The sequence below is a fragment of the Aggregatibacter sp. 2125159857 genome, from assembly GCF_017798005.1.
GTDB lineage: Bacteria > Pseudomonadota > Gammaproteobacteria > Enterobacterales > Pasteurellaceae > Aggregatibacter.
Genome location: NZ_CP072548.1, coordinates 1,878,232 through 1,902,369 on the forward strand (window position 1 = coordinate 1,878,232; position 24,138 = coordinate 1,902,369).

General features: G+C 42.5%; 20 protein-coding genes, 4 tRNA genes, 1 pseudogene and 1 riboswitch. Of the genes and pseudogenes, 16 read left to right on the forward strand and 9 right to left on the reverse strand.

Features of this window, described 5'->3' with window-relative positions; all coding sequences use genetic code 11:
• The first annotated feature begins 9 nt into the window (after positions 1 to 9).
• Together J5X96_RS09155 and nagE are read left to right on the forward strand one after the other, a co-directional pair.
• Complete coding sequence (locus J5X96_RS09155; protein WP_209363277.1) at positions 10 to 1,143, forward strand: N-acetylneuraminate epimerase; 1,134 nt, start codon at positions 10 to 12, stop codon at positions 1,141 to 1,143.
• Positions 1,144 to 1,338: 195 nt separating this feature from the next.
• Positions 1,339 to 2,805: an N-acetylglucosamine-specific PTS transporter subunit IIBC gene (gene nagE / locus J5X96_RS09160; RefSeq protein ID WP_209363279.1), complete on the forward strand. Its 1,467-nt coding sequence runs from the start codon at positions 1,339 to 1,341 to the stop codon at positions 2,803 to 2,805.
• Between the two features lie 154 nt (positions 2,806 to 2,959).
• Here the strand turns inward: nagE and J5X96_RS09165 are convergent, their stop codons facing one another.
• Positions 2,960 to 3,301 carry a carboxymuconolactone decarboxylase family protein gene (locus J5X96_RS09165; RefSeq protein ID WP_033002463.1) on the reverse strand — a complete coding sequence of 114 codons (342 nt, stop codon included), beginning with the start codon at positions 3,299 to 3,301 and terminating at the stop codon, positions 2,960 to 2,962.
• A gap of 113 nt (positions 3,302 to 3,414) precedes the next feature.
• Here J5X96_RS09165 and J5X96_RS09170 point away from each other — a divergent pair, with 113 nt between their 5' ends.
• Positions 3,415 to 4,323 (forward strand): AraC family transcriptional regulator, encoded by a 909-nt coding sequence (locus J5X96_RS09170; RefSeq protein WP_209363281.1) that lies wholly within the window; start codon positions 3,415 to 3,417, stop codon positions 4,321 to 4,323.
• A gap of 79 nt (positions 4,324 to 4,402) precedes the next feature.
• The gene (locus J5X96_RS09175) at positions 4,403 to 6,247 is read left to right on the forward strand and encodes an ABC transporter ATP-binding protein (protein WP_209363283.1); all 1,845 of its coding nucleotides are present in this window, start codon (positions 4,403 to 4,405) and stop codon (positions 6,245 to 6,247) included.
• A 612-nt stretch (positions 6,248 to 6,859) separates the two neighbouring features.
• Here J5X96_RS09175 and J5X96_RS09180 read toward each other — a convergent pair.
• From J5X96_RS09180 to J5X96_RS09190, 3 genes are all read right to left on the reverse strand, one after another.
• On the reverse strand, positions 6,860 to 7,849 hold the full coding sequence (locus J5X96_RS09180) for an amidohydrolase family protein (RefSeq protein ID WP_021615183.1): 990 nt from the start codon (positions 7,847 to 7,849) through the stop codon (positions 6,860 to 6,862).
• Between the two features lie 255 nt (positions 7,850 to 8,104).
• Positions 8,105 to 9,844: a DUF3413 domain-containing protein gene (locus J5X96_RS09185; RefSeq protein WP_209363285.1), complete on the reverse strand. Its 1,740-nt coding sequence runs from the start codon at positions 9,842 to 9,844 to the stop codon at positions 8,105 to 8,107.
• A 6-nt stretch (positions 9,845 to 9,850) separates the two neighbouring features.
• Positions 9,851 to 10,072 carry a YejL family protein gene (locus J5X96_RS09190; protein ID WP_021615186.1) on the reverse strand — a complete coding sequence of 74 codons (222 nt, stop codon included), beginning with the start codon at positions 10,070 to 10,072 and terminating at the stop codon, positions 9,851 to 9,853.
• Between the two features lie 125 nt (positions 10,073 to 10,197).
• Here J5X96_RS09190 and yejK point away from each other — a divergent pair, with 125 nt between their 5' ends.
• From yejK to cpxA, 4 genes are all read left to right on the forward strand, one after another.
• Positions 10,198 to 11,220 (forward strand): nucleoid-associated protein YejK, encoded by a 1,023-nt coding sequence (yejK, locus tag J5X96_RS09195; RefSeq protein ID WP_209363286.1) that lies wholly within the window; start codon positions 10,198 to 10,200, stop codon positions 11,218 to 11,220.
• Between the two features lie 65 nt (positions 11,221 to 11,285).
• The gene (gene bamE, locus J5X96_RS09200) at positions 11,286 to 11,702 is read left to right on the forward strand and encodes an outer membrane protein assembly factor BamE (RefSeq protein ID WP_021615188.1); all 417 of its coding nucleotides are present in this window, start codon (positions 11,286 to 11,288) and stop codon (positions 11,700 to 11,702) included.
• Positions 11,703 to 11,733: 31 nt separating this feature from the next.
• Positions 11,734 to 12,432, forward strand: coding sequence for a response regulator (locus J5X96_RS09205; protein WP_209363288.1), 699 nt, complete (start codon positions 11,734 to 11,736; stop codon positions 12,430 to 12,432).
• A 45-nt stretch (positions 12,433 to 12,477) separates the two neighbouring features.
• Positions 12,478 to 13,905, forward strand: a complete 1,428-nt coding sequence (gene cpxA, locus J5X96_RS09210; protein WP_209363289.1) for an envelope stress sensor histidine kinase CpxA — start codon at positions 12,478 to 12,480, stop codon at positions 13,903 to 13,905.
• Between the two features lie 67 nt (positions 13,906 to 13,972).
• On the opposite strand, the gene galU is transcribed toward cpxA, so the two are convergent.
• From galU to uspA, 5 genes and pseudogenes are all read right to left on the reverse strand, one after another.
• Positions 13,973 to 14,863, reverse strand: coding sequence for a UTP--glucose-1-phosphate uridylyltransferase GalU (gene galU, locus J5X96_RS09215; RefSeq protein ID WP_209363291.1), 891 nt, complete (start codon positions 14,861 to 14,863; stop codon positions 13,973 to 13,975).
• Between the two features lie 156 nt (positions 14,864 to 15,019).
• Positions 15,020 to 15,285 (reverse strand): annotated as a pseudogene (locus J5X96_RS09860) (phosphomannomutase CpsG); the annotation flags it as partial.
• Between the two features lie 95 nt (positions 15,286 to 15,380).
• Positions 15,381 to 15,566 (reverse strand): carbon storage regulator CsrA, encoded by a 186-nt coding sequence (gene csrA, locus J5X96_RS09225; protein ID WP_021615192.1) that lies wholly within the window; start codon positions 15,564 to 15,566, stop codon positions 15,381 to 15,383.
• Between the two features lie 139 nt (positions 15,567 to 15,705).
• The gene (gene alaS, locus J5X96_RS09230; protein WP_209363293.1) at positions 15,706 to 18,330 is read right to left on the reverse strand and encodes an alanine--tRNA ligase; all 2,625 of its coding nucleotides are present in this window, start codon (positions 18,328 to 18,330) and stop codon (positions 15,706 to 15,708) included.
• 212 nt (positions 18,331 to 18,542) lie between these two features.
• A complete protein-coding gene (uspA, locus tag J5X96_RS09235) occupies positions 18,543 to 18,968 on the reverse strand; it encodes a universal stress protein UspA (RefSeq protein WP_021615195.1) in 426 nt (141 codons plus the stop codon).
• A gap of 312 nt (positions 18,969 to 19,280) precedes the next feature.
• Between uspA and J5X96_RS09240 the strand changes: the two genes are divergently transcribed.
• From J5X96_RS09240 to thiQ, 8 genes are all read left to right on the forward strand, one after another.
• Positions 19,281 to 19,357: transfer RNA gene (locus tag J5X96_RS09240), tRNA-Met, on the forward strand.
• A gap of 5 nt (positions 19,358 to 19,362) precedes the next feature.
• A tRNA-Leu gene (locus tag J5X96_RS09245) sits at positions 19,363 to 19,447 on the forward strand.
• 28 nt (positions 19,448 to 19,475) lie between these two features.
• Positions 19,476 to 19,550 (forward strand) — tRNA-Gln (locus tag J5X96_RS09250).
• Positions 19,551 to 19,588: 38 nt separating this feature from the next.
• Positions 19,589 to 19,663 (forward strand) — tRNA-Gln (locus tag J5X96_RS09255).
• A gap of 109 nt (positions 19,664 to 19,772) precedes the next feature.
• Positions 19,773 to 19,860: riboswitch (TPP riboswitch) on the forward strand.
• A gap of 127 nt (positions 19,861 to 19,987) precedes the next feature.
• Positions 19,988 to 20,797 carry a bifunctional hydroxymethylpyrimidine kinase/phosphomethylpyrimidine kinase gene (gene thiD / locus J5X96_RS09260; protein ID WP_209363295.1) on the forward strand — a complete coding sequence of 270 codons (810 nt, stop codon included), beginning with the start codon at positions 19,988 to 19,990 and terminating at the stop codon, positions 20,795 to 20,797.
• A gap of 21 nt (positions 20,798 to 20,818) precedes the next feature.
• A complete protein-coding gene (gene thiB / locus J5X96_RS09265) occupies positions 20,819 to 21,823 on the forward strand; it encodes a thiamine ABC transporter substrate binding subunit (RefSeq protein ID WP_209363297.1) in 1,005 nt (334 codons plus the stop codon).
• A gap of 8 nt (positions 21,824 to 21,831) precedes the next feature.
• On the forward strand, positions 21,832 to 23,475 hold the full coding sequence (gene thiP, locus J5X96_RS09270; protein WP_209363299.1) for a thiamine/thiamine pyrophosphate ABC transporter permease ThiP: 1,644 nt from the start codon (positions 21,832 to 21,834) through the stop codon (positions 23,473 to 23,475).
• Positions 23,459 to 24,106, forward strand: a complete 648-nt coding sequence (gene thiQ / locus J5X96_RS09275) for a thiamine ABC transporter ATP-binding protein (RefSeq protein WP_209363301.1) — start codon at positions 23,459 to 23,461, stop codon at positions 24,104 to 24,106. The genes thiP and thiQ overlap by 17 nt, the downstream gene beginning before the upstream one ends.
• The last annotated feature ends 32 nt before the right edge of the window (positions 24,107 to 24,138 follow it).

The window sequence follows — 24,138 nt, forward strand, 5'->3', positions numbered from 1 at the left end:
AGGTTTATTATGAGATTTCAAAAAACAACATTCGCCACCCTCTTCTTGGCGGCAACCACTTTTGCGGTAACCGCACACGCTACCGCTTACCCTGATTTACCGGTGGGCATTAAAAGCGGTGCCGGTGCGTTAATTGGCGATACCGTTTATGTCGGCTTAGGTACAGGCGGCGATAAATTCTATGCATTAGATTTAAAAACCCCGAACGCCCAATGGAAAGAAATCGCCGCATTCCCGGGCGGTGACCGTAACCAACCGGTAGCTGCGGCTGTTGACGGCAAGTTGTATGTCTTCGGCGGATTACAAAAAAATGAAAAAGGCGAATTACAATTCGTCAACGATGCCTACAGCTATGATCCGACCGATAACACTTGGAGCAAATTACCCACCCGCTCACCACGTGGTTTAATCGGTTCCAGCGGCGCTTCTCACGGTGATAAAGTGTATATCGTGGGCGGTTCTAACTTGTCTATTTTCAATGGTTTCTTCCAAGACACTGTTGCGGCTGGGGAAGACAAAGCGAAAAAAGATGAAATCACCAAAGCGTATTTTGAACAACGTCCGGAAGATTACTTCTTCACCACCGAATTGTTAAGCTATGAACCGTCGACCAATAAATGGCGCAACGAAGGTCGTGTACCCTTCTCCGGTCGTGCCGGTGCGGCATTTACCATTCAAGGTGATGATTTAGTTGTCGTGAACGGTGAAATCAAACCGGGCTTGCGTACGGCAGAAACTCACGCCGGTACATTCACTAACAAAGGCGTGCAATGGAAAAACTTGCCTGATTTACCGGCGCCAAAAGGTCAAAGCCAAGATGGTTTAGCGGGGGCGATGGCAGGTTACAGCCACGGTCATTACTTAGTTACCGGTGGTGCAAACTTCCCGGGGTCCGTAAAACAATTTAAAGAAGGAAAACTTCACGCTCACCAAGGCTTAAGCAAAGCATGGCATAAAGATATTTATACGTTAAACAACGGCAAATGGAACATCATTGGCGAATTGCCGGCAGGCATCGGTTACGGTGTTGCCGTGTCTTATGACAACAAAGTATTGCTCATTGGCGGTGAAACAGACGGCGGCAAAGCCTTAACCTCTGTTCAAAGCATGAGCTATGACGGCAAACAATTAAAAGTAGAATAATCTTCTTTTGGTTTCAAATTAACGGATTAAGCGTGCTTGATCCGTTATTTTGTTTTTAAGTTAAGCATCGTGCCAACAGATTCGTGATAGCTCTCACAAATACGAAAGTTTTCATTTGAAAAGCGAAATCCTCTCGCGCTATGCTACGCAGACCTTAAAAATTATTTTATGAATCAAAAAATTAAAGGAGTTCTTATGAGTATTCTCAGTTATGCCCAAAAAATCGGGCAAGCCTTAATGGTGCCGGTGGCAGTATTGCCGGCCGCCGCCGTACTAATGGGGATCGGCTATTGGCTAGACCCTGACGGTTGGGGGGCGAATAGCCAACTTGCCGCCTTGCTCATCAAATCCGGGGCTGCCATCATCGACAACATGGGCTTATTATTTGCCGTGGGCGTGGCGTTCGGGTTATCTAAAGACAAACACGGTTCAGCCGCCCTTTCCGGTTTGGTAGGTTACTATGTGGTGACCACTCTACTCGCACCGGGTGGCGTGGCACAATTACAACATCTTGATCCAAGCCAAGTGCCTGCCGCTTTCGGTAAAATCAATAACCAATTTATCGGGATCTTAATCGGTGTGCTTTCTGCTGAACTTTACAACCGTTTCTATCAAGTAGAGTTGCCAAAAGCCCTGTCCTTCTTCAGTGGAAAACGTTTAGTTCCAATCGTGGTCTCTTTCGCCATGATTGCGCTCTCTTTCATTCTGCTTTATGTATGGCCTTATATCTTCAACGCATTAGTTTCTTTCGGTGAATCCATTAAAGATTTAGGTGCTGTGGGTGCGGGTATTTACGGTTTCTTCAACCGTCTATTAATTCCGGTTGGCTTACACCACGCGTTAAACTCTGTATTCTGGTTTGACGTTGCCGGCATTAACGATATTCCTAACTTCTTAGGTGGTGCAAAATCCATCGCTGAAGGCACTGCCACTGTGGGTGTGACCGGTATGTATCAAGCAGGTTTCTTCCCGGTCATGATGTTCGGTTTACCGGGTGCGGCATTAGCGATTTACCAATGTGCAAAACCAAGCCAAAAAGTGAAAGTGGCGTCTATCATGTTAGCGGGTGCATTTGCTTCTTTCTTCACCGGTATCACTGAACCACTTGAATTCTCCTTCATGTTCGTCGCACCAATTCTTTATGTATTACACGCATTATTAACCGGTATTTCCGTGTTTATCGCAGCGAGCATGCACTGGATTGCGGGCTTCGGCTTCAGCGCAGGTTTAGTGGATATGGTGTTATCTTCACGCAACCCATTAGCCGTTGACTGGTACATGTTATTGGTACAAGGCTTAGTCTTCTTCACCATTTACTACGTTGTTTTCCGTTTTGCTATCCAAGCCTTCAACTTAAAAACCATCGGTCGCACGGAAAACACAGAAGAGTCTGCCACAGCACAACCTGCCACCAACCAATCACGCGAAGAAAGAGCGGTCAAATTTATTGACGCTTTAGGCGGTGCGGATAACTTTAAAACAATTGACGCTTGTATCACTCGTTTACGTTTAACTTTAGTGGATCGCAATAAGATCAACGAAGAACAATTAAAATCGCTCGGGTCTAAAGGCAACGTGAAACTAGGTAATGATGGTTTACAAGTCATTCTGGGAACAGAAGCGGAATTGGTTGCAGAAGCCATTAAGGCGAAAGTGAAATAGTGCAAATCATATTAAACAACGAATGTGTTTAAATTAACGAACGTGTTTAAATTGATGTTGCAACACAATTTATCAGACGATCAGCGTCTGTCTCTCTAAAAAAATGGCACCCTTAACGGAAGGGTGCCAATCATATAAAGTTCCTAATAAATGCTTAGTCTTTTTGCGTATTATAAGCTTCTAATGCGCGTAAAGAATAGGTGTAAGCCGCACCTGCATTTAATGCGATAGACATCGCTAATGCGGCAGCCACTTCTTCTTCAGTTGCACCGGCTTTTACCGCTTCGGCAGCGTGTACACCGATACAGCTTTCGCAACGGGTGGTCACAGCTACGGCAAGGGCGATTAATTCACGGGTTTTCACATCTAAAACATTGCCTTCTGCTGCGGCTGCGCCTAGTGCACCGTAGGCTTGTAACATTTTCGGATGTTTTTTACCTAATTCGCCGAATGATTTTTTTACGTGGGCAACATCATTTTTCCAATCTGCAAACATGATTTTTCTCCTTAATTTAGGTTGGAATCCATTTAAATTTCGCAACAAATTATAGGCAAATTCGTCTATCATACTTGCTCATTCGTCTTAACTTTTATTCGTAAAATCTCATTATGGACTGTTTAGATAAACTTATTCAGCTGGCACAGGTGAGCGGTGAAGTGAATATTCGCTGCCTGTTTCAAGGACAGTGGCAAATTCAACCGAATATCGCCGAAAATCAATATGTGGGTGCATTTCACTTGATTGAACAGGGCGAATGCTGGCTCACGTTAGATAAAAAACAAATTCATTTGCAAGCGGGCGATATCTTTTTTCTCCCGCAAAATCGACCGCACTTAATTGCCGGACAGGCACAGAATTTGTCGGAAAATAATGTGCCTCATGCCCAAGATAACCGCTCTACGTTGTTTAAAGTGTATAGCATTGGGCAGAATTCGGCAGATTTGAAAATGTTCTGCGGTTTGTTTTATTACAGCAAACCCTCCCTGCTTATTGATTCGTTACCGGAATATTTGCATTTATCGCTCAATGACACACCGGTGCAACCGCTGATTCGCTTAATGCAACAGGAGGCGGATAATCATCAAAGCGGTGCAAAATCGCTGATGGATGCCTTAGTTACTGTGTTGTTTATTTATATTTTGCGCCACGGACTACAAGCCAATCTGCTTCATTGCGGATTATTTGCCGGGTTACAAGACAAGCGCTTAGGCAAGGTATTAGAACAGTTATTTAATGCGCCGCAACAGGCGTGGAATATGGATGCCTTGGCAGCGTTGGCTGCGATGTCACGGGCGAATTTCATGCGGGTATTTCAGCAAAAAATCGGTATGGCACCGGGCAAATTCTTAACGCAACTGCGTTTGCAAGAAGCGGCATTATTGTTAAATAAAACACAAAAAAATATTTTGTCGGTGGCATTGGAGGTGGGCTATCAATCGGAAGCGCATTTTAGCAAAGCCTTTAAAGCACTGTATGGCATGACCCCAAGTCAATATCGAAAGGCCGAACAGGTTTAGGCGATGTGGAGGTTTTACGCTATAATGTATTCCATATAGGCAACAGCGTGGTTGCCCTTTGTTTTTAAGGAAAGAGGACATGTTAAATAAAATTTTTAGTTGGTTTGAGCATCGCTTGAACCCCTATCCCGACCAATCGCCGAAAACGCCGGATAAAGGGTTGTTCCGCTTTATTTGGTCGAGCATCGAAGGCATGAAAGGTTGGATTTTGCTGTTAGCGGTGCTGACGATCGGCAACGGTGTGATGGAAGCCATGTTGTTCCAATTCATGGGCTTGTTGGTGGATTGGTTGGGGGCTTATACTCCAGTAACCTTATGGCAGGAAAAAGGCCATTTACTCATGGGGATGGGCGGCTTGTTAGTCTTTAGCATTATGTGGTTATTTTTAGCCTCTGCAGTGCGTTTACAAACTTTACAAGGCGTGTTCCCGATGCGTTTGCGCTGGAATTTCCATCGTCTGATGTTGGGACAAAGTTTAAGTTTTTACCAAGACGAATTTGCCGGTAGGGTATCTGCCAAAGTTATGCAGACAGCTTTAGCGGTGCGTGATACGGTGCTGACCATCGCCGATATGTTGGTTTATGTGGTAGTGTATTTTGTCACCTCAGGCTTGGTGTTGGCTTCATTAGATAGTTGGTTCCTTGTGCCTTTCTTCGTTTGGATTGTGCTGTTTATCACTATTTTGCGTTTGTTAATTCCTCGTCTTGCCAAAACTGCCGAACGTCAGGCAGATGCCCGTTCATTAATGACGGGGCGAATCACCGATGCCTATTCCAATATTGCTACGGTGAAACTCTTTTCCCATGGTGATCGAGAAGCAAGTTATGCTAAACGTTCTATGGAGGAATTTATGGTCACGGTGCATGCTCAAATGCGTTTGGCAACCTCGCTAGACAGCTTAACTTACATCAATAATGTCGTGCTGATTCTAAGTACCGCGATCATTGGTGTTCTGCTATGGCAACAAGGGCTGGTCGGTGTCGGTGCCATTGCCACGTCCACCGCCATGGCGTTGCGTGTTCATGGGTTGTCCCGTTGGATTATGTGGGAATCGGCACGCTTGTTTGAAAATATCGGTACGGTAAATGACGGTATGAATACGCTGACCAAGCCGCAGACTATTTTGGATAAACCGAATTGCCCACCGTTAAATGTCACGCGTGGAGAGATTAAATTTAACGACCTCAGTTTTGCCTATGATCCGGCAAAACCTTTGTTGAGCCATTTTAATTTAACCATTAAACCGGGTGAAAAAGTGGGGTTGATTGGACGTTCCGGCGCGGGTAAATCTACCATTGTGAATTTATTATTACGTTTCTATGAGGCCCAGCATGGCTCCATTACCATTGATGGACAAAACGTGTTAGATGTCAGCCAAGAAAGCCTGCGTAGTCAAATTGGCTTGGTGACGCAAGATACCTCCTTATTGCACCGTTCCGTGCGTGATAACATCGTGTACGGCAGACCAAGTGCCACCGAGCAGGAAATGTTGGATGCCGCCACACGTGCCGAAGCGGCGGATTTTATTCCGTTTTTAAGCGATGCACAGGGACGCAAGGGATATGATGCGCACGTTGGTGAACGTGGCGTGAAACTCTCCGGCGGACAACGCCAACGTATCGCCATCGCCCGCGTGATGTTAAAAGATGCGCCAATTTTGTTATTGGATGAAGCCACCAGCGCGCTGGATTCTGAAGTGGAAGCGGCAATCCAAGAAAGTTTGGATAAAATGATGGAAAACAAAACCGTTATCGCCATCGCGCACCGTTTATCCACGATTGCCGCGATGGATCGTCTGATTGTGTTGGATCGCGGACAAATTGTAGAGCAAGGCACGCATGCCGAATTACTCGCACAAAACGGTCTTTATGCCAAATTATGGCAGCACCAAAGCGGTGGCTTCTTGAGTGGGCATACGGATTAAAAACATTTAAAAAAATGACCGCACTTTAAAAACAAAATACCGAGCATGATGGCTCGGTATTTTATTGCACAAATGATTATTAACATGAACCTTGATGTGTAATTCGTGATTTTGTTCGTAGCGTGCATCTTGATGCACGACCAAATTACGCACGGAACGTTATTTAACGCTTTCGGGCATTCATGATTTCGTGCAACAAGTTGCACGCTACGATTCTATGCCAAATTATGGCAACACCAAAGTGGTGGCTTCTTGAGTGGACATACGGATTAAAAACATTTAAAAAAACGACCGCACTTTAAAAACAAAATACCGAGCATTATGGCTCGGTATTTTATTGCACAAATGATTAACATTAACCTCGATGTGTAATTCGTGATTGCGTTCGTAGCGTGCATCTTGATGCACGACCAAATTACGCACAGAACGTTATTTAACTCTTTCGGGCATTCATGATTTCGTGCAACAAGTTGCACGCTACGATTCTATGCCAAATTATGGCAACACCAAAGTGGTGGTTTTTTGAGTGAACATACAGATTAAAAACATTTCAAAAAACGACCGCACTTTAAAAACAAAATACCGAGCATGATGGCTCGGTATTTTATTTGATTAATCAATGCCTAAGACTTTACGGCCGTTGATACTGGCGATATTCACCATGGCGTCTAAGTCCGGGAAACGACAACCGGCGGCCAATAAGCTCAATTCCTGCCACATATCCCCTTCACACAACGGCACCATGTAGTCACAAATATTATCCGTACCAATCGCCACCGTAATCCCTTCCGGAATCATTTCATCGGCTGGGGTTAACGCATTGTGGAACGGCATGAGTTCTTCCTTACGATTACTGTCAATCCATGCCATCGGGCAAGCAATCATCATCATTTGTGCTTGGCGCATTTTTTCATAGAGACGATAACGATATTCTTTGGAATGCGATCCAATGGAGATGCCGTGAATAGCGACCACGCGTCCTTGCATACCGTGTTCAATAGTTTTATCACACAACTGCTCCGTTTCAATTTCTGTCGGTGAATTAAATTGATCCACGTGAACATGACACATAATGCCGCGTGATTTGGCGGTATCCAACAAAATATCCATGGCTTCCAAACCACGTCCATAATCCAACTCATCACGGTATGGCAAGCCACCAATCATATCCACCATCTCAGAGCCTATGTCAAACCACTTGCGCGCAGTGGGTTCAATCACGCCTTTTAAAGTTTGGTTCGCAAATTTCAAGACGATGTCATGTTTATAGACTTCACGTGCCTTGTGGGCGGCGATAATCGCACGATCTTCACACACCGGGTCAATGTCCACAAACGTCCCGAAAGCCGTCACCCCTTGGGAAATCATCAATTCAATTGATTGACAAAAACGGGCATAGTAGTCATCCACCGAAGAGGTACGTTTAACCTCATCCACCAAATCCCATTTTTGTTGCAAATTACAGCTTTGATAAATGCCAATTTTTTCCGGTGTCATGGTAAAGGCACGATCCGCATGCGCATGCGCATTCACCCAGCCGCCTTTTTTAATAATTTCATCGCGAATATAAGTTTTAAAACTACGAACGTGACTTTTCGTCATAGTGACTCCATAAGTAAATGTAACGGATAGGCAGGGAGCAAATAGAAAAAAATCCTCATAGAAGAGGATTTTGTATTAATTGAAAATAGGCAGGCGTTCAATGACAATGCATTGAAATAACAGATAATGTTATAAAAAATTCGCAGATTTTTAATTAATAACATCGTATTTGTCCTAATGAAATTGCGCGCTAGTATAAAACCCGGCGGCACAAAAATATAATTGATTCTGGCTATTAGTCAGGCACATTTTCAATCATTTTTCTAAAAATGATCGCTCTTTATTGAACACTTCTAAGAACAAACCTAACGGCGGTCTTTCTGATGAAATCTTCTGATAAGTGCGGTCATATTTTTGATAGTTTCCACGCGCATCAATATGATATTGCGTGCCATCCGGCAGAATAATCACATTCCAACGATAATTGGAAACTAAGACCCAATCTGTGGCTTGTTTTAAATCGAATAAATCACGCCCTTGCGCATAATCCCTGATCGGATTTTTTACGTTGAAAACGTGTTTCATCAACGCCGGCAATAAATCTACATGGGCAGTTAATTTGGTGATTTTTGTCGCCGGCAAATCCTGCCAGTGCACAATCATCGGTACTTGCACTTCGTCACGAGAGAAATCATTGATTTCTTCTTTTTCTGTCAACGTGTTGAAACGATACCCATGCTCTGCGGTAATCAGCACAATCGTGTTCGGCAAATCTAATTCCGGCAAGAGTTGACCTAAGAGTTCATCCAGTTTGCCAAGCTGTTGTTGATACTTATCTTGCGCCAAATTGGGTTCAATATTTAAACTCAAATATCCCCAAAACGGTTTTTCCTGTTGTTTAGCGGAATCCAACCAGCGTTTAAAAGACTGCACCGCAACTGGGTTGCTATTATCACCGGTTAATTTTGCTTTCGGATAAATCGCACGACGGAAAATCGCGTTATCAAATTTATTCGCAGAAAATAAGCCTTGCATATATTGCTGTTGGGCAACGCGTTCAACCAAAACGGAAGGGGTTTTATTGCTGAGCAGGCTGTCGGTATAGCTCGCGTTCAATCCATAAAATAACCCGGTTAAACCGGCATTGTTATTATTGCCGCTACTGTAATGGTTGGTAAATTGCGTGGAATGTTGTGCAAACGCCGCCAAATTCGGCATAGTTTCCATATCAACGGCATCATAACGTAAGCCGGAAACCGTAATCAGCAGCACATTGGTCTTTTCTTGCGGTGCCTCAAAAAGCAATGGGTTTCTCGGGTAGTTAATCGCTAATGCATCTAAACGCCCTTCTTGTTCGAGGCGTTGGGAATATTCTTGCTTATTGATAAAACCATGTTTTTCCAAGAAAGAGCGCGCTGTCATCGGATAAGACAGCGGGAAATTGGAACGTTGCATCGTAATCGGACGATATAAATAAGCATCCGCCCACGCATAAATCAGATGGGTGGCAATAAAAGTGCAAACAAAAAAGACGCCAACGCCTCTTAACCATTTTTGTCGTTCCAAACTACGCAGCTTTTGCCAAGACCAGCGAGAAAACAACATTTGCACTAATAGAATCAACGGCATCGGCGTAAAGAACAGTTGCCAGTTACGCGATAATTCGCCGTTTTCCGGATTCACCAACAAATTCCAAACAAGGGAAGATAAATGCAGGTTAAACCGCACAAAAACTTCCGTATCGACTAATAATAATGTATTGCCGATTGTGGCAAGAATGACCGTGAGTCCACGAAAAGTGCGGTGGTTTTTCACAATAAAACTGAGGGGGAAGATCACCAACAAATAAAAGGCGAAAACAATAAAACTAAAGTGCCCTAATAAGCTGATGAAAAAGTAAATTTTGCCAAAGAGTGTATCCGGCCAATCAATAATAAACGCATAGCGGGCACCGATAAAAATTGCCCAAAGAATATTAAAAAAAGCAAACCAGTGCCCCCACGAAATCTTCTGTGAGGTTTCTTCACGATATTGTCTGCTGTTGAATTTCCACATTGCCAATTATTTCGCTGTGTTAATGGAATTGAGTAGTGCCTCAGAAAAGGCTTGTGCCAGCACCTTTTGCTGTTGCTTGCCCAAACTGCCGGTGAGCAAATTGGTGGTCATATTGCCTAAAACAATTAAGGATAAATCCAATGGCGCTTGGTGTTTTTCAAGCACTGCGATCATGTCGTTTAAAATTGCATCTATTTGTTTATCTTGATATTTTGATTGAATTGCCATGTTTGATTAGCCAATTAATGTAAAGCGTTACGTATATTAACCGATAATTGGGCTAATCCTAACATATTTTGTTAGTTCTGTTAAAAAGTGCGGTTATAATAGCAGGCGTTTTTTAAGGTGATTTTATGAGCATTACAGTTAAACAAATTATTCTTCATCAAATTATCAAGGCAGAGCCGGAAGGCGACAATCTGCCACCATTAAGCTGTGTTCTGCGTGAACAATTATTAACCATCACCCCTGAAGTAGAGCAAATGATGTTGCAATTACATCAGGGTTATCAAAATAAAGCCAAAGCATACGGAGTGTTTCAAGAATCTTCGGTGTTTGCCCAATGCCTTAACCGATTGTTGGAAAATGAACTGGATTTTCTGCCCTTCAGCCACGAAGCAACCCATTTATTGCTTGCCGAATTGGGGAAATATCACTTTGCCGACAACGGTACGTTAGTGTTATGCCAATATAATTTCTTGGCGACCGATTACTTATTTATTGCGCTGTTGGACAGTCGTGTCAGTATGTTAGTCAACGATCAGCTGGAAATTCAACGCACAGAATATCTCGATATTACGCAATTTGACATTGCTGCTCGTATTAATTTGACGGATTTACAACTCAATGCCAATTCCAATCGTTATCTCACCTTTATTAAAGGACGCGTAGGACGCAAGATCGCCGATTTTTTTATGGATTTCTTAGGCGCAGAAGAAGGGCTCAATCCACAAGTACAAAACCAATGCTTATTACAAGCGGTGAGTGATTACTGCGTACAAGGCGAACTCAATTCGGAGCAAACCCAAGCTGTGAAAAAGCAGGTGTTTGAATACTGTAAAGGTCAAATAAATAGCGGTGAGGAAATTACGTTGACGGAACTTTCCGATACGTTACCAACACTCAATCAGCAACCTTTTGTTGCATTCACACAAGAACAAAACTATGGATTGGAAGACAGTATTCCACCAATTCGCACCGCACTTAAATCGTTAACCAAATTTTCCGGCTCAGGCAAAGGCATCACCATCAGTTTTGATGCGGAATTATTAAATCAACGCATTCTTTGGGATGAAACTACCGATACGTTGACGATTAAAGGATTGCCGCCAAACTTGCGAGATCAATTACAACGCCGGCTAAAAGAAGAGAATTAATTTGGCAATTAATTAAACTTTCGGTATCATCATTTTTCATTATTTACAGAGGATAAAAGGCAAAAATGCAATTCAAATTTATTGTCACTACATTAATTTTTGCATTGAGCGTGACCGCTTGTTCCAGAATTAACAAAGTGGTCTATCGTATTGATGTGCCACAAGGCAATTACTTACAAGCCTCCAGCGTAGCACAACTCAAAACCGGTATGACAACTCAACAAGTTCAATATTTACTAGGCACGCCGGTGTTAGTTGATCCATACAGTAGCAATACTTGGTACTATGTTTTCTTACAACAAAAAGCCTACGAAACGCCGGAGCAACATACGTTAGTAGTTAATTTCGATCAAAAAGGCACCGTGAGCCACTTTGATTTAGATAAACCATTACCGAATGAAGAGCAAGCGGCCCCAAATAACACAATTATTAATGCGCCTGAAGCGCCGCAAAAACGTTGGTGGCAATTCGGCAAAAAATAATTCGCAATAAACCATGAATCAGGGGATTGTTATGGCAAAAATTTTACTTGTTGATGACGATGCAGAATTAACGGATCTTTTATCGCAATTATTAGAATTGGAAGGGTTTGAAGTTAATGTCGTACGCAACGGTAGAGAGGCGCTAACAGCACTTGATAGAACCTACGACTTAGTATTGCTCGATGTCATGATGCCTGTTCTAAACGGCATCGAAACCCTACAACAAATCAGAAAAAACTTTTCGACGCCGGTGATTATGCTAACCGCGCGTGGCGATGAAATTGATCGCATTGTGGGACTAGAACTTGGTGCGGATGACTATCTTCCTAAGCCTTTTAATGATCGTGAGTTGATCGCACGAATTAAAGCGATCTTAAGACGCGTCGATCAAGCCAATAAAATGGCGACACAGACTGATGTTGAGAAAATTGAATTTGCCGGTATTACGTTATATCCGGGAAGACAACAAGTGCTCGCCGGTGATCAGGATTTAGAGCTCACCGGAACAGAGTTTGCCTTGCTGCTCCACTTGATTAAAAATCCCGGTATCATTGTGCCTAAAGAAGTCTTAAGCGTTGAAGTGCTTGGAAAAAAACTGGCTTCATTTGACCGCTCAATTGACATGCATATGTCTAATTTACGCAAAAAATTACCTCCCCGTTCAGATGGCTTACAATGGATGAAGACCTTAAGGGGGCGTGGGTATTTATTAATCACTGAAAAACAATAAATCCTCTAAGGCTATATTGATATAGCCTTTTTTCATTTTAAAATTATGCAAAAGCAAAAGTTTACATTTAATTCTCTGACTATCCGGATCTTTCTCTTTTTCTGGCTGACCTTATTTATCTTGTTACTTTTCATTTTTCTTCTTCCCTATTTTGATGCACATGTTTATTCCAATTTAAAAGAAAATGAAATTCATCGATATGAGAATAAAATTGAATCCGCCATTCAGCATGATCAATTTTCAAAATTACTCAATGGCGATATTATCTTTCCAGCTGAATTTTTTAGTGATCACCCGATATTAGTCTCTCATAGCGGTCAACTTCTAGGCATGTTACCGGACGAAGAAAAAGCCATTAGACAATTCATGTTCAATAACCCTGTTCAAGTAAAACCGTTAAAGCGGATTTATGGCAATTCCCAAATCGTAGGCCCTTTTCCGATTAAACTAGGCGAACAAGACGCAACGTATCAATGCTTTTTTATTAATCGAATTAGTGCACAAAAAGAAATCCTCACTTATATTTTCGAACGTCCTATTTTTCTGATTATTTTAGTCATTCTGATTTCCTCGCCTCTATTGTGGTGGCTTTCACAAAGTATCGGCGGTCCGATACGCAATTTACAGCAAGCCGCAAATGCCGTTGCAATGGGACATTTAACCATCGATAAAAACTTAGAGAAGAAAGGACTACTGGAATTACGTCAAGTTGGACAAAGTTTTAATCGAATGACACAATCATTGGAAGACGTTTTAAATAACCAGCGCACATTACTTTCCTCGATATCACATGAATTACGAACACCATTAACGCGCTTACAGCTTGCAACTGCTTTATTGAGAAGACGATTAGGCGAAAATGAAAATATCCAGCGCATTGATACGGAAGCCCAACGCTTAGATAAAATGATCAATGACTTATTACAATTATCAAGACAACAACTCAATAGCCATTTAGGTAGAGAAATTTTTGAAATCGCTGCTTTATGGGAAGGCATACTAGAAGATGCGGAGTTTGAAGCCGAACAGAAAAAGATTCTGTTTCTTAGCAATCTCTATATTTTCCATTCGGAGAATTATCGCATCAACGGCAATCTCGAACTCCTTCAAAGTGCGGTCGAAAATGTGATTAGAAATGCCTTAAAGTACACTTCTTCCAAGATCGTGATTCATTTCTATATTGAAAACCACGAATTAGTGATTCTCACAGAAGATGATGGTGCCGGATTACCCGCAGAAGAATACGAGAAAATTTTCAAACCCTTTTATCGAGTAGATGAAGCAAGAACACGAACCACCGGCGGAACCGGTTTAGGGTTATCCATTGTTGCACATACCATTAAAAGTCATCATGGACGTGTTTGGGCAAATCGAAGTCGGTTAGGTGGACTGGCCGTCACCTTAAGTATTCCTCTTTGGCTCGGCGAAGTAAATTCTGCTACGACAAATAACAAAACCCAATCTGATGCTTAATTGACAACGGGCATCAGATTGGGTTAAGTATCTTCAGGATAAATCAATTTAGACGAAACAAGACGGCTTATTGAAATGATGAAGTCAATGCTTTTAAGTAAGATTTAAACTCATCACCCAGTTTATTGTGATGTAAGCCATATTCTACGAAGGCTTTCATATACCCAATTTTATCGCCGCAATCATAGGAAATGCCGGTCATATGGAACGCTTCCACCGTTTCTTTTTCAATTAACATATCAATCGCATCGGTTAATTGAATTTCATCACCAACGCCAACCGGCGTTTTTTCCAGTAAATCCCAAATTGCTGCAGAGAAAACATAACGCCCCACGACCGCTAAGTTAGATGGCGCATCATCAACACTCGGTTTTTCCACAATGCTATTAATTTTTGCACTTTCACCCGGTGGAATTTCAACGCCGCCACAGTCAGCAATACCGTAGCTACTTACAGCCTCCAGTGCAACAGGGCTGACCATAATTTGACTGGCTTTGGTTTGATTAAAGCGTTTTAACATGGCCGCGAGGTTTTCTTTTTTCTGATTAGCTGAAAATTCCGCCAATAACACATCAGGCAAGATCACCGCAAAAGACTCATCTCCGACTAACGGACGACCACATAATACCGCATGCCCCAAGCCTTTTGCATTCCCTTGGCGAACATGCATAATGGTGACATCTTTTGGCACAATAGAACGGACTTCTTCCAAGAGCTGGCGTTTTACCCGTTTTTCTAACATCGTTTCCAACTCGAAAGAGGTATCAAAATGGTTTTCGATAGCATTTTTAGAAGAGTGAGTAACCAATACAATTTCTTTAATACCTGCAGCAACACATTCATTAACAACATACTGAATAAGTGGTTTATCCACCAGCGTTAACATTTCCTTTGGAATTGCCTTTGTTGCAGGCAACATACGTGTGCCTAAGCCGGCCACAGGAATAATTGCTTTCATATTTATTTTCCTTAATATAAAAAGACCGCACCTTTCCACTTCAAAAAAGTGCGGTAAGTTTTTTATGAATTTCTACTGGCGAAATAAAGCGTATCTTTCGTTTGCAAGTTGAGTGTTAATTTACCTTATGAAAGGAATACATCCACACTACGATTAACGCATGACGATTAAGTCCGATATCATTGTCGGATTGTTGTTTATAGTCAGTTTAATACCGCCATTGTTTTTCAAAATGATGTAGCAAAATAGACGTCCTCTGTCCCCGTTTCACCAAAATCAATTACATTAACACCGGAATTCAATAATCCATTTGTTACCGTATTTTTTAGTTCTTCACTCGTTAAACGAACATCACCGGCAACGACAACAATTTTGAGCCTAAAAAGCCACCCATATACACGACCTATACGATAAACAATATCCTATAAAGTTCACTTGAACAAACATAGGCATTACACGCCTTTGGTAAGTCAATTGACTTATAACCGACTTACTTCAACTGCTCATAAAATAAAATTTACGATACTTTGTTTTCATCCTTAGTTTGATGAATACGCTGGTAAATTTCTTCTCTATGAACAGAAACATCCTTCGGGGCTTGTACGCCAATTTTTACTTGGTTGCCTCGTATATTAAGAATCGTGATAGAAACATCATCGCCGATGAGCAAGCTCTCGCCAACTTTACGGGTTAAGATCAGCATATAAACTCCTCACCTTTTATAGTTTATTTCCAACTTCCCTATTTTGCTTCCAACATCCCTATAAAACATTAAACAATACTTTGTACTTTGGCACTTATGACATCATAAGTGCCGACGATTAATTAACAGGAAACAAAGATTATAAATTTGCTTTTAACCAATCAGAGCAAACAGATAATGCTTTGTTGATATTTTGCGGTTCAGTACCGCCAGCCATCGCCATATCAGGTCGACCACCGCCTTTACCACCAACTTGTTGAGCCATTAAATTCACAAGCTCACCGGCTTTCACTTTGGCTGTTAGATCCTGAGTTACGCCAACAATTAAGTTAACTTTTTCATCCAATGCGGAAGCAAACACCACGACGGCAGAGCCTAATTGATTTTTCAGGCTATCAACCATTGCGCGTAAAGACTTCGCTTCAATACCATCAAGTTGCTGCACAATCACAGAAACACCATTAATTTCGACCGCACTTTGCGCTAAGTCATTACCGGCCTGAAGTGCAGCTTTTTCTTTTAATGTTTGTAACTCTTTCTCAACTTTCTTACATTTATCTTGCAACAGAGAAATCTTATCCGTAACGGAATTCACGTCCGATTTCAGTAATTCGGCGCTTTGATTCAATAAAGTTTGTTGATGTTGTAACCATTCAATCGCCGTTTCGCCGGTAATCGCTTCAATTCGGCGAATACCTGCTGCTACAGCGGTTTCTGTGACGATTTTAAATAATCCGATATCTCCCGTGCGTTTTGCATGAATACCACCACACAACTCAATAGAGAAATCACCCATCGTTAAGACACGAACTTGTTCGGAATACTTCTCGCCGAATAACGCCATCGCACCTTTTGCTTTTGCGGCTTCCAACTCCATAATGTCGGTTTGGATTGGATTATTTGCTCTCACTTGCTGGTTCACAATACGTTCAACTTCAGCTAACTGTGCTTTGCTAATTGCTTCATGTTGAGCAAAGTCAAAACGTAATAACGTATCGGAAACAAGTGAACCTTTTTGCGCGACATGTTCACCTAATACTTGACGTAATGCAGCATGCAACAAGTGTGTTGCGGAGTGATTTAACGAAATGCGTTGACGGCGAACATCGTCAACCACTGCATTTACAGACTGCCCAACAGATAAACTCCCTTGTGTGAGTTCACCAATATGACCAAATACCTGACCATATTTTTGAGTGTCTTTTACGTCAAAACAAAAACCATTGCCTTCTAAACGACCGATATCTCCAATTTGTCCACCGGATTCTGCATAGAACGGCGTATTATCTAAAATAACTACGGCACTTTGACCTGCTGAAATCGATTCCACTGGATTTCCCTCATGGAAAAGTGCGGTCACTTTTGCCAGTGTTTCTGACTCGGTATACCCTTCAAAACGGGTTGTCCCGTCAACACGGATTACACTGTTATAGTCCATGCCGAATTGGCTTGCCGATTGTGCGCGAACGCGTTGCAATTCCATTTCACGCTCGAAACCTGCTTCATCAATCGCAATACCACGCTCACGGCAAACATCTGCAGTTAAATCCAGTGGAAAACCATAGGTATCATATAACTTGAACGCCACTTCACCGGACAAGATATTCTCTTTTACGTTGGCCAACGCTTCATCCAACAAGGTCAAACCCCGCTCTAAGGTGCGAGCAAATTGTTCTTCTTCCAAGCGCAAGAATTTTTCCACTGTCGCTTGATGTTTTTTCACTTCTTTACCCGCTTCTGCCATCACATCAATCAGTGTTGGGACGAGTTTGTAGAAGAATGCTTCTGTTGCACCGAGTAAATGCCCATGACGTACGGCACGACGAATAATACGGCGAAGCACATAACCACGACCTTCATTGGAAGGCACGACACCGTCAGCAATTAAATAAGCGCAAGAACGAATATGGTCGGCAATAACACGCAATGATTTATTGGCTAAATCTTTCTCACCGGTTAACTCTGCCACTTTGGCAATTAAGGTTTTAAAAATATCAATATCATAGTTGGAGTTGACGTGTTGCAATACCGCACTGATTCGTTCCAAGCCCATACCGGTATCCACGGATGGTTTTGGAAGTTTCTCCATTGTGCCGTCAGCATGGCGGTTAAATTGCATGAACACGATGTTCCAGATTTCAATATAACGGTCACCATCCTCTTCAGGAGATCCCGGAGGCCCCCCCCAAATATGATCACCATGATCGTAGAAAATCTCCGTACAAGGACCACAAGGGCCGGTATCACCCATTTGCCAGAAGTTATCCGAAGCATAAGGCGCACCTTTATTGTCACCGATACGAATAATGCGTTCTGCCGGAATACCGATTTCTTTATGCCAAATGTTATAGGCTTCATCATCGGTTTCGTACACGGTCACCCATAATTTTTCTTTCGGTAACCCTAACCACTGTGGAGAGGTTAAAAACTCCCAACCGTAATGAATCGCATCTTGTTTAAAATAATCACCGAAACTGAAGTTTCCTAACATTTCAAAGAAAGTATGGTGCCTTGCGGTATAGCCCACATTTTCTAAATCGTTATGTTTCCCCCCGGCACGCACACAACGTTGTGCAGTGGTTGCTCGGGTATAAGGGCGTTTTTCTAATCCTAAAAAAACATTTTTAAATTGGTTCATCCCGGCGTTGGTAAATAATAATGTCGGATCATTATCCGGAACGAGAGAACTGCTTTCTACAACCTGATGTCCTTTACTATGAAAGAAATCCAGATATGCTTGTCGAATTTGTGCTGTTGTTTTCATTTATAAGCCTTAAACTTTAACGTCTTTACTTAACTATTTACAAATTACTGCGTAACTTCCTATTCTTGCATATTTTTTATATTTATAGAAAAACTTTTTACGAAACCATTTCTCTTTTCTTAAAAATGAAGAAAACAAAACCGCACTTACGCTCTAACTTCGTGAAGTGCGGTTATTTTTTTCTGCCTTTAATAACAGGTGAGCTTTAACAATTATTCTTCACGAAGAGGAACAACAAGCATATCAATCTTAATGGAGTTCATCACTTGACGAGTTGAAGACATCAACTTACTCCAAAAATCTTGGTGATGTCCGGTCACAAGCAAATCCACATCATATTGTTCAATCGCATCTGATAGAACTTGCCCTAAATCACCACTCCCACTTAATTTCTCACTCACCGGATACCCTGCTTGTTCAGCTAATTGCAACAATGTTTGTTGAGTTTCGCTGGAAATCCGATCCTGCATGGAGACCATATTGACATCGATCAAACCTGTATAAAGATCCGAAAAGTTCACATCTACATGGATGATGGATAATTTCGCATCATGCCGCCGTGCAACACCAACGGCTTTTTTCAAAAGAACCGGACTTTCTTCTGAAAGATCTACTGCAACTAATACATGTTTGTACATAATCGACTCCTTATCTGATCAGGGTTATTTTTTGTCATTCACATAATAGCACCGTCATATAGGAAAAAATATGCGTCAGATCACATTTTGAGAAAAACATTGATTTTTAATTAACTAAAAACAACCTTACCGCTTTGAATCTCCTCTAAAATAAGGTCAGTTATCTGCCTGCAATGAACAAAACTAATACGATTTGCTTAATCTCTATTCGAATGCGCCAAAAATAGTTTTTTTCATAAAAAAAGAGTTGACGAGCAAAAGCAATATCCGCATAATACGCCGCGCAAAGTCAATGAGATAATGCAAATGAATGGCTATGTAGCTCAGTTGGTTAGAGCACAACACTCATAATGTTGGGGTCACAGGTTCGAATCCCGTCATAGCCACCATAGTTGCGGGACTGGCGAAATTGGTAGACGCACCGGATTTAGGTTCCGGCGCCGCGAGGTGTGTGGGTTCAAGTCCCTCGTCCCGCACCATTTATTTCATTGATATCAACATAGTTGTTGGGGTATCGCCAAGCGGTAAGGCACCGGGTTTTGATCTCGGCATCCCTAGGTTCGAATCCTAGTACCCCAGCCATACTATTTTCAAACTCTCATTTCTTATTAATATTCTATTGGGGTATCGCCAAGCGGTAAGGCACCGGGTTTTGATCTCGGCATCCCTAGGTTCGAATCCTAGTACCCCAGCCATACACACTTTCATCTTATTTTCCCATACGCTTAGTTTTCAACAAGCTATCGTTGATGTGATCTTGATAAATCCCTTGCCCTTCCTTAGCAAAATAGATAGACTGAACCCCGTTATTAGTCGGGGTGCTTTGTGCTGAGATCATACCCGTGAACCTGATACAGTTAATACTGACGTAGGAAACTAACGAGAAAATCATACTTCCTTTCTTTTTCTCCACATCTTCTTCATTCGTCATTATTGCTGATTATCTTTTTTCATTAAAAAAGGAACAATGATGCAATATGCGTTTTGTCGTTCTGTGCCGGTAAATGGCGGAGAACGTTATGAGTAAAGTCGCGCAGGCGTTGACCATTGCCGGGTCAGATAGCGGCGGTGGTGCCGGCATTCAGGCTGATTTAAAAACCTTTCAAATGCGTGGCGTGTTTGGTACTTCTGTGATTACGGCCGTCACGGCGCAAAACACCTTAGGCGTCTTTGATATTCACGCCATTCCTCTTCAAACCATTCAAAGCCAGCTGAAAGCGATTGCTGATGATTTCACGATTAGCGCCTTTAAAATCGGTATGTTAGGCACAGCAGAGATTATCGAATGTGTCGCTGAGGCATTAAAGCAGTATCACTTCGGCACGTTGGTGTTAGATCCTGTCATGATCGCCAAAGGCGGTGCGCCATTGTTGCAACAAAGTGCGGTCGATTTTTTGAATACATTTTTATTGCCGTTAGCAGATGTGATTACGCCGAACTTGCCGGAAGCCAAGGCACTGACAGGCGTGGAGGTCATTGACGATCAAACGGCGCAAAAAGCAGCACAAATTTTACAGGAACGTGGTGTGAAAACCGTAGTGATTAAAGGCGGGCATAGCGCGCATTCGCAAAGTGCGGTATGCCGCGATTGGGTTTTTACCCCTGACGCTCAATTTACTTTAGAAAGCCCACGTTATGCGACAGCGCAAACCCATGGTACGGGTTGCACGTTCTCCGCTTGTATGACGGCGGAGCTTGCCAAAGGCGTTTCCGTCGAACAGGCAATTAAAACCGCAAAAGACTACATTACTGCGGCAATTAGCCATCCGTTAAATATCGGCCATGGACATGGGCCGACCAATCATTGGGCTTATCAAAATAAAATGTAATTTAGACTGAGGAACAGACACATGAAAAAAACAACGTTAATTTTGACCGCACTTTCTTTATACACCGGTATGGCATTGGCGAATCATTATGAAGAAACCGTGAATATTTATACTTACGATTCTTTTACGTCTGATTGGGGCGCCGGCCCGAAAGTAAAACAAGCATTTGAACAGCAATTCCCACTTTGCAAAGTGAATTATATGCCATTTGAAAGCGGCGGCACGTTGTTTAACCGCGTGCGTCTGGAAGGGCATAAAACCAAAGCGGATATCGTTTTAGGCTTGGATAATTTTGTGTTGGATGAAGCGAAAAAAAGCCAATTATTTGATTCAAATAGCATCGACTTAAGCCAGCTTTCTTTACCAAATCAATGGACGGATAACACGTTCTTGCCTTACGATTTCGGTACTTACGCCTTTGTGTATGACAAAAATAAAGTGAAAAATCCGCCGAAAAGCCTGAAAGAATTGGTAGAGCGGGAAGATTTACGAGTGATCTATCAAGATCCGCGCACCAGCAGCGTGGGACGTGGTTTGTTAGTGTGGATGAATACGGTTTATTCAGCAGACCAAGTGGCACAAGCCTGGCAACAACTTGCCAAACACACAGTTACAGTGGGCAAGGGCTGGTCTGACACTTACGGCGCATTCCTGAAAGGGGAGGCGGATGTCGTATTAAGTTACACCACTTCGCCGTTATATCACCAATTATTTGAAAATAAAGAGAATTATGCGGCAACCACGTTTGCTGAAGGCAATGTGATGCAAGTGGAATTGGCTGCGCGAATCGCGGAGCATAAAAATCAATGTGCTGATCACTTCATGGATTTTTTGGTGACACAGGAAGCGCAAAAACAGATTGTCACGGCAAACGTGATGTTCCCGGTGATCCAAGCGCCGGTTGAACCGCACTTTGATGCCCTAAAAGAAAATGTGTTGAAGCAGTCTTTCTTGAATACCTCCAATGTTAGCCCGGAAATGTTGCGGAGTTGGATTCATCAATGGCAAACCACATTAACTAAATAATTTGAACGATGTTTTGGTTGTCTCGTTCATTGTTTACCCGCTTATTTTTTTCTAGCCCGCAATTCCGCCCGCGTCATTATGTGGGCGGAGTTAGCGTTATTTTGCTTATTTCGTTGCTTTATGGCTTTGCCATGCGTGCCGTGTTGGCGCAGGGCACTGAATTTCAGTGGCAACAGTTCTTTGCCGATCGCTATTTGCATCATGTTATTGCTTTTAGCTTTGGGCAAGCGTTGCTTTCTGCGTTGTTATCCCTGTTCTTCGGCGTGCTACTCGCTCGCGCTTTTTATTATGTGGAATTTGTCGGCAAAGCCTTTTTGCTGAAAATCATGTCGCTGACTTTTGTGTTGCCGGTGTTGGTGGCGATTTTCGGCTTAATTGGCATTTATGGCGCCTCCGGTTGGATTGCACAACTCTTGCATTTTTTTGACCGCACTTGGACGGGCAGCATTTACGGCTTGTCGGGGATTTTAATTGCGCATCTTTTCTTTAACATCCCGCTGGCAACCAAACTGTTTTTACAAAGTTTGGAAAGCATTCCTTATGAACAGCATCAGCTGGCAGCTCAACTGAATATTCGTGGTTGGCGTTTTGTGCGATTGGTGGAATGGTATGCACTGCGTCGGCAGATGTTGCCGACTTTCAGCTTGATTTTCATGCTCTGTTTTACCAGTTTTACGGTGGTGCTTACCTTAGGTGGTGGGCCGCAATATACCACGCTAGAAACGGCGATTTATCAGGCGATTTTATTTGAATTTGATTTGCCGAAAGCAGCTGTGTTTGCCTTATTGCAGTTTGTGTTTTGTTTGTTGCTATTTACGTTTAGCAGTCTGTTCAATAACGCTTCACAAACCACGTTAAGCAGCCCATATCGTTGGCTGAGCCCATCGAAAAGTGCGGTCAAATTTTTCCATGTTTTTTTACTCGGCGTTTTTGTGTGTTTTATGTTGTCACCGTTGTTAAATATTTTGTTTAGCGCACTGACATCAGGCAAATGGCTGACAGCGTGGCACAATCCGCAACTGTGGAAAGCCTTAACCTACTCGTTAACTATTGCGCCTGCGTCCGCTTTGCTGGCATTGCTCATGGCGGTGGCATTGTTGTTATTATCACGCCGTTTGCAATGGCTCTATTATGTAAAAACAGCGCAATTTATTCTCAATGCCGGCATGGTGATCTTGGCAATTCCCATTTTGGTATTGGCGATGGGGTTATTTTTATTGTTGCGTGACGTGGATTTTACCAATGCCCATTTATTTGCCATTGTCGTTGCGTGTAACGCCTTGAGTGCCATGCCTTTCGTGCTGCGCATTTTGACTGAGCCATTCAACAACAATATGTTGTATTACGAACGCTTGTGTAATTCCCTTGGCATTGTTGGCTGGCAACGTTTTCGTCTGATTGAATGGCATGCACTTCGTACACCGATAAACTATGCGCTTGCCTTGGCATTTGCCCTTTCCTTAGGGGATTTCACGGCGATTGCGTTGTTCGGTAACCAAGAATTTACTTCGTTGCCGCATTTGTTATATCAACAATTAGGCAGTTATCGTCACCAAGAGGCCGCTGTCACTGCCGGTATTTTGCTGTTATTATGCGGCGCTATTTTCGCCTTAATTGAACATCAAAAGGAACAACATGATTCGCTTAGATAACGTATTTTTAGCTGATGATGCACTGCCGATGAGGTTTGATTTGCAAGTGGCGGCAGGGGAGCGTATTGCCATTGTTGGGCCAAGCGGTGCGGGTAAAAGTACGTTGTTAAATTTAATTGCCGGTTTTGTGTTGCCGACACAAGGCAAGATTTGGTTAAACGGTGAAAACCATACCTGTAGTGCGCCGTATGAGCGGCCTGTGTCCATGTTGTTTCAAGAGAATAATTTATTTCCGCATTTAAGCGTGCAACAAAATTTGGCATTGGGGTTAAAAACAAGCTTAAAATTGACCGCACTTGAGCAAGATCAGATCGAACGGGTTGCTGATGCGGTAGGATTAACATCCTTTTTATCCCGTTTGCCGAACAGTTTGTCGGGCGGACAAAAACAACGGGTCGCATTAGCGCGTTGTTTATTGCGCGACAAACCGATTTTATTGTTGGACGAACCGTTTTCTGCGCTCGATCCGGAATTGAGACTGGAAATGCTCAATTTGATTGATGAACTTTGCCACAGTAAAAACCTAACATTGTTGCTTGTGACCCATCAACCGTCAGAGCTGTCGGGCAAAGTGGATCGTATGCTTCGTATTGAAAATGGTCGGATAAGCCAGCAAGAAAAATGCGCTTAAAATGCACCGCACTTTTTATTTACTTTGTTTTA

What these genes read in the sequence shown, in the direction of transcription:
- J5X96_RS09155 (WP_209363277.1), top strand. Translation starts at nt 10, where the DNA reads ATGAGATTTCAAAAAACAACATTCGCCACCCTCTTCTTGGCGGCAACC.
- nagE (WP_209363279.1), top strand. Translation starts at nt 1,339, where the DNA reads ATGAGTATTCTCAGTTATGCCCAAAAAATCGGGCAAGCCTTAATGGTG.
- J5X96_RS09165 (WP_033002463.1), bottom strand. Translation starts at nt 3,301, where the DNA reads ATGTTTGCAGATTGGAAAAATGATGTTGCCCACGTAAAAAAATCATTC.
- J5X96_RS09170 (WP_209363281.1), top strand. Translation starts at nt 3,415, where the DNA reads ATGGACTGTTTAGATAAACTTATTCAGCTGGCACAGGTGAGCGGTGAA.
- J5X96_RS09175 (WP_209363283.1), top strand. Translation starts at nt 4,403, where the DNA reads ATGTTAAATAAAATTTTTAGTTGGTTTGAGCATCGCTTGAACCCCTAT.
- J5X96_RS09180 (WP_021615183.1), bottom strand. Translation starts at nt 7,849, where the DNA reads ATGACGAAAAGTCACGTTCGTAGTTTTAAAACTTATATTCGCGATGAA.
- J5X96_RS09185 (WP_209363285.1), bottom strand. Translation starts at nt 9,844, where the DNA reads ATGTGGAAATTCAACAGCAGACAATATCGTGAAGAAACCTCACAGAAG.
- J5X96_RS09190 (WP_021615186.1), bottom strand. Translation starts at nt 10,072, where the DNA reads ATGGCAATTCAATCAAAATATCAAGATAAACAAATAGATGCAATTTTA.
- yejK (WP_209363286.1), top strand. Translation starts at nt 10,198, where the DNA reads ATGAGCATTACAGTTAAACAAATTATTCTTCATCAAATTATCAAGGCA.
- bamE (WP_021615188.1), top strand. Translation starts at nt 11,286, where the DNA reads ATGCAATTCAAATTTATTGTCACTACATTAATTTTTGCATTGAGCGTG.
- J5X96_RS09205 (WP_209363288.1), top strand. Translation starts at nt 11,734, where the DNA reads ATGGCAAAAATTTTACTTGTTGATGACGATGCAGAATTAACGGATCTT.
- cpxA (WP_209363289.1), top strand. Translation starts at nt 12,478, where the DNA reads ATGCAAAAGCAAAAGTTTACATTTAATTCTCTGACTATCCGGATCTTT.
- galU (WP_209363291.1), bottom strand. Translation starts at nt 14,863, where the DNA reads ATGAAAGCAATTATTCCTGTGGCCGGCTTAGGCACACGTATGTTGCCT.
- csrA (WP_021615192.1), bottom strand. Translation starts at nt 15,566, where the DNA reads ATGCTGATCTTAACCCGTAAAGTTGGCGAGAGCTTGCTCATCGGCGAT.
- alaS (WP_209363293.1), bottom strand. Translation starts at nt 18,330, where the DNA reads ATGAAAACAACAGCACAAATTCGACAAGCATATCTGGATTTCTTTCAT.
- uspA (WP_021615195.1), bottom strand. Translation starts at nt 18,968, where the DNA reads ATGTACAAACATGTATTAGTTGCAGTAGATCTTTCAGAAGAAAGTCCG.
- thiD (WP_209363295.1), top strand. Translation starts at nt 19,988, where the DNA reads ATGAGTAAAGTCGCGCAGGCGTTGACCATTGCCGGGTCAGATAGCGGC.
- thiB (WP_209363297.1), top strand. Translation starts at nt 20,819, where the DNA reads ATGAAAAAAACAACGTTAATTTTGACCGCACTTTCTTTATACACCGGT.
- thiP (WP_209363299.1), top strand. Translation starts at nt 21,832, where the DNA reads ATGTTTTGGTTGTCTCGTTCATTGTTTACCCGCTTATTTTTTTCTAGC.
- thiQ (WP_209363301.1), top strand. Translation starts at nt 23,459, where the DNA reads ATGATTCGCTTAGATAACGTATTTTTAGCTGATGATGCACTGCCGATG.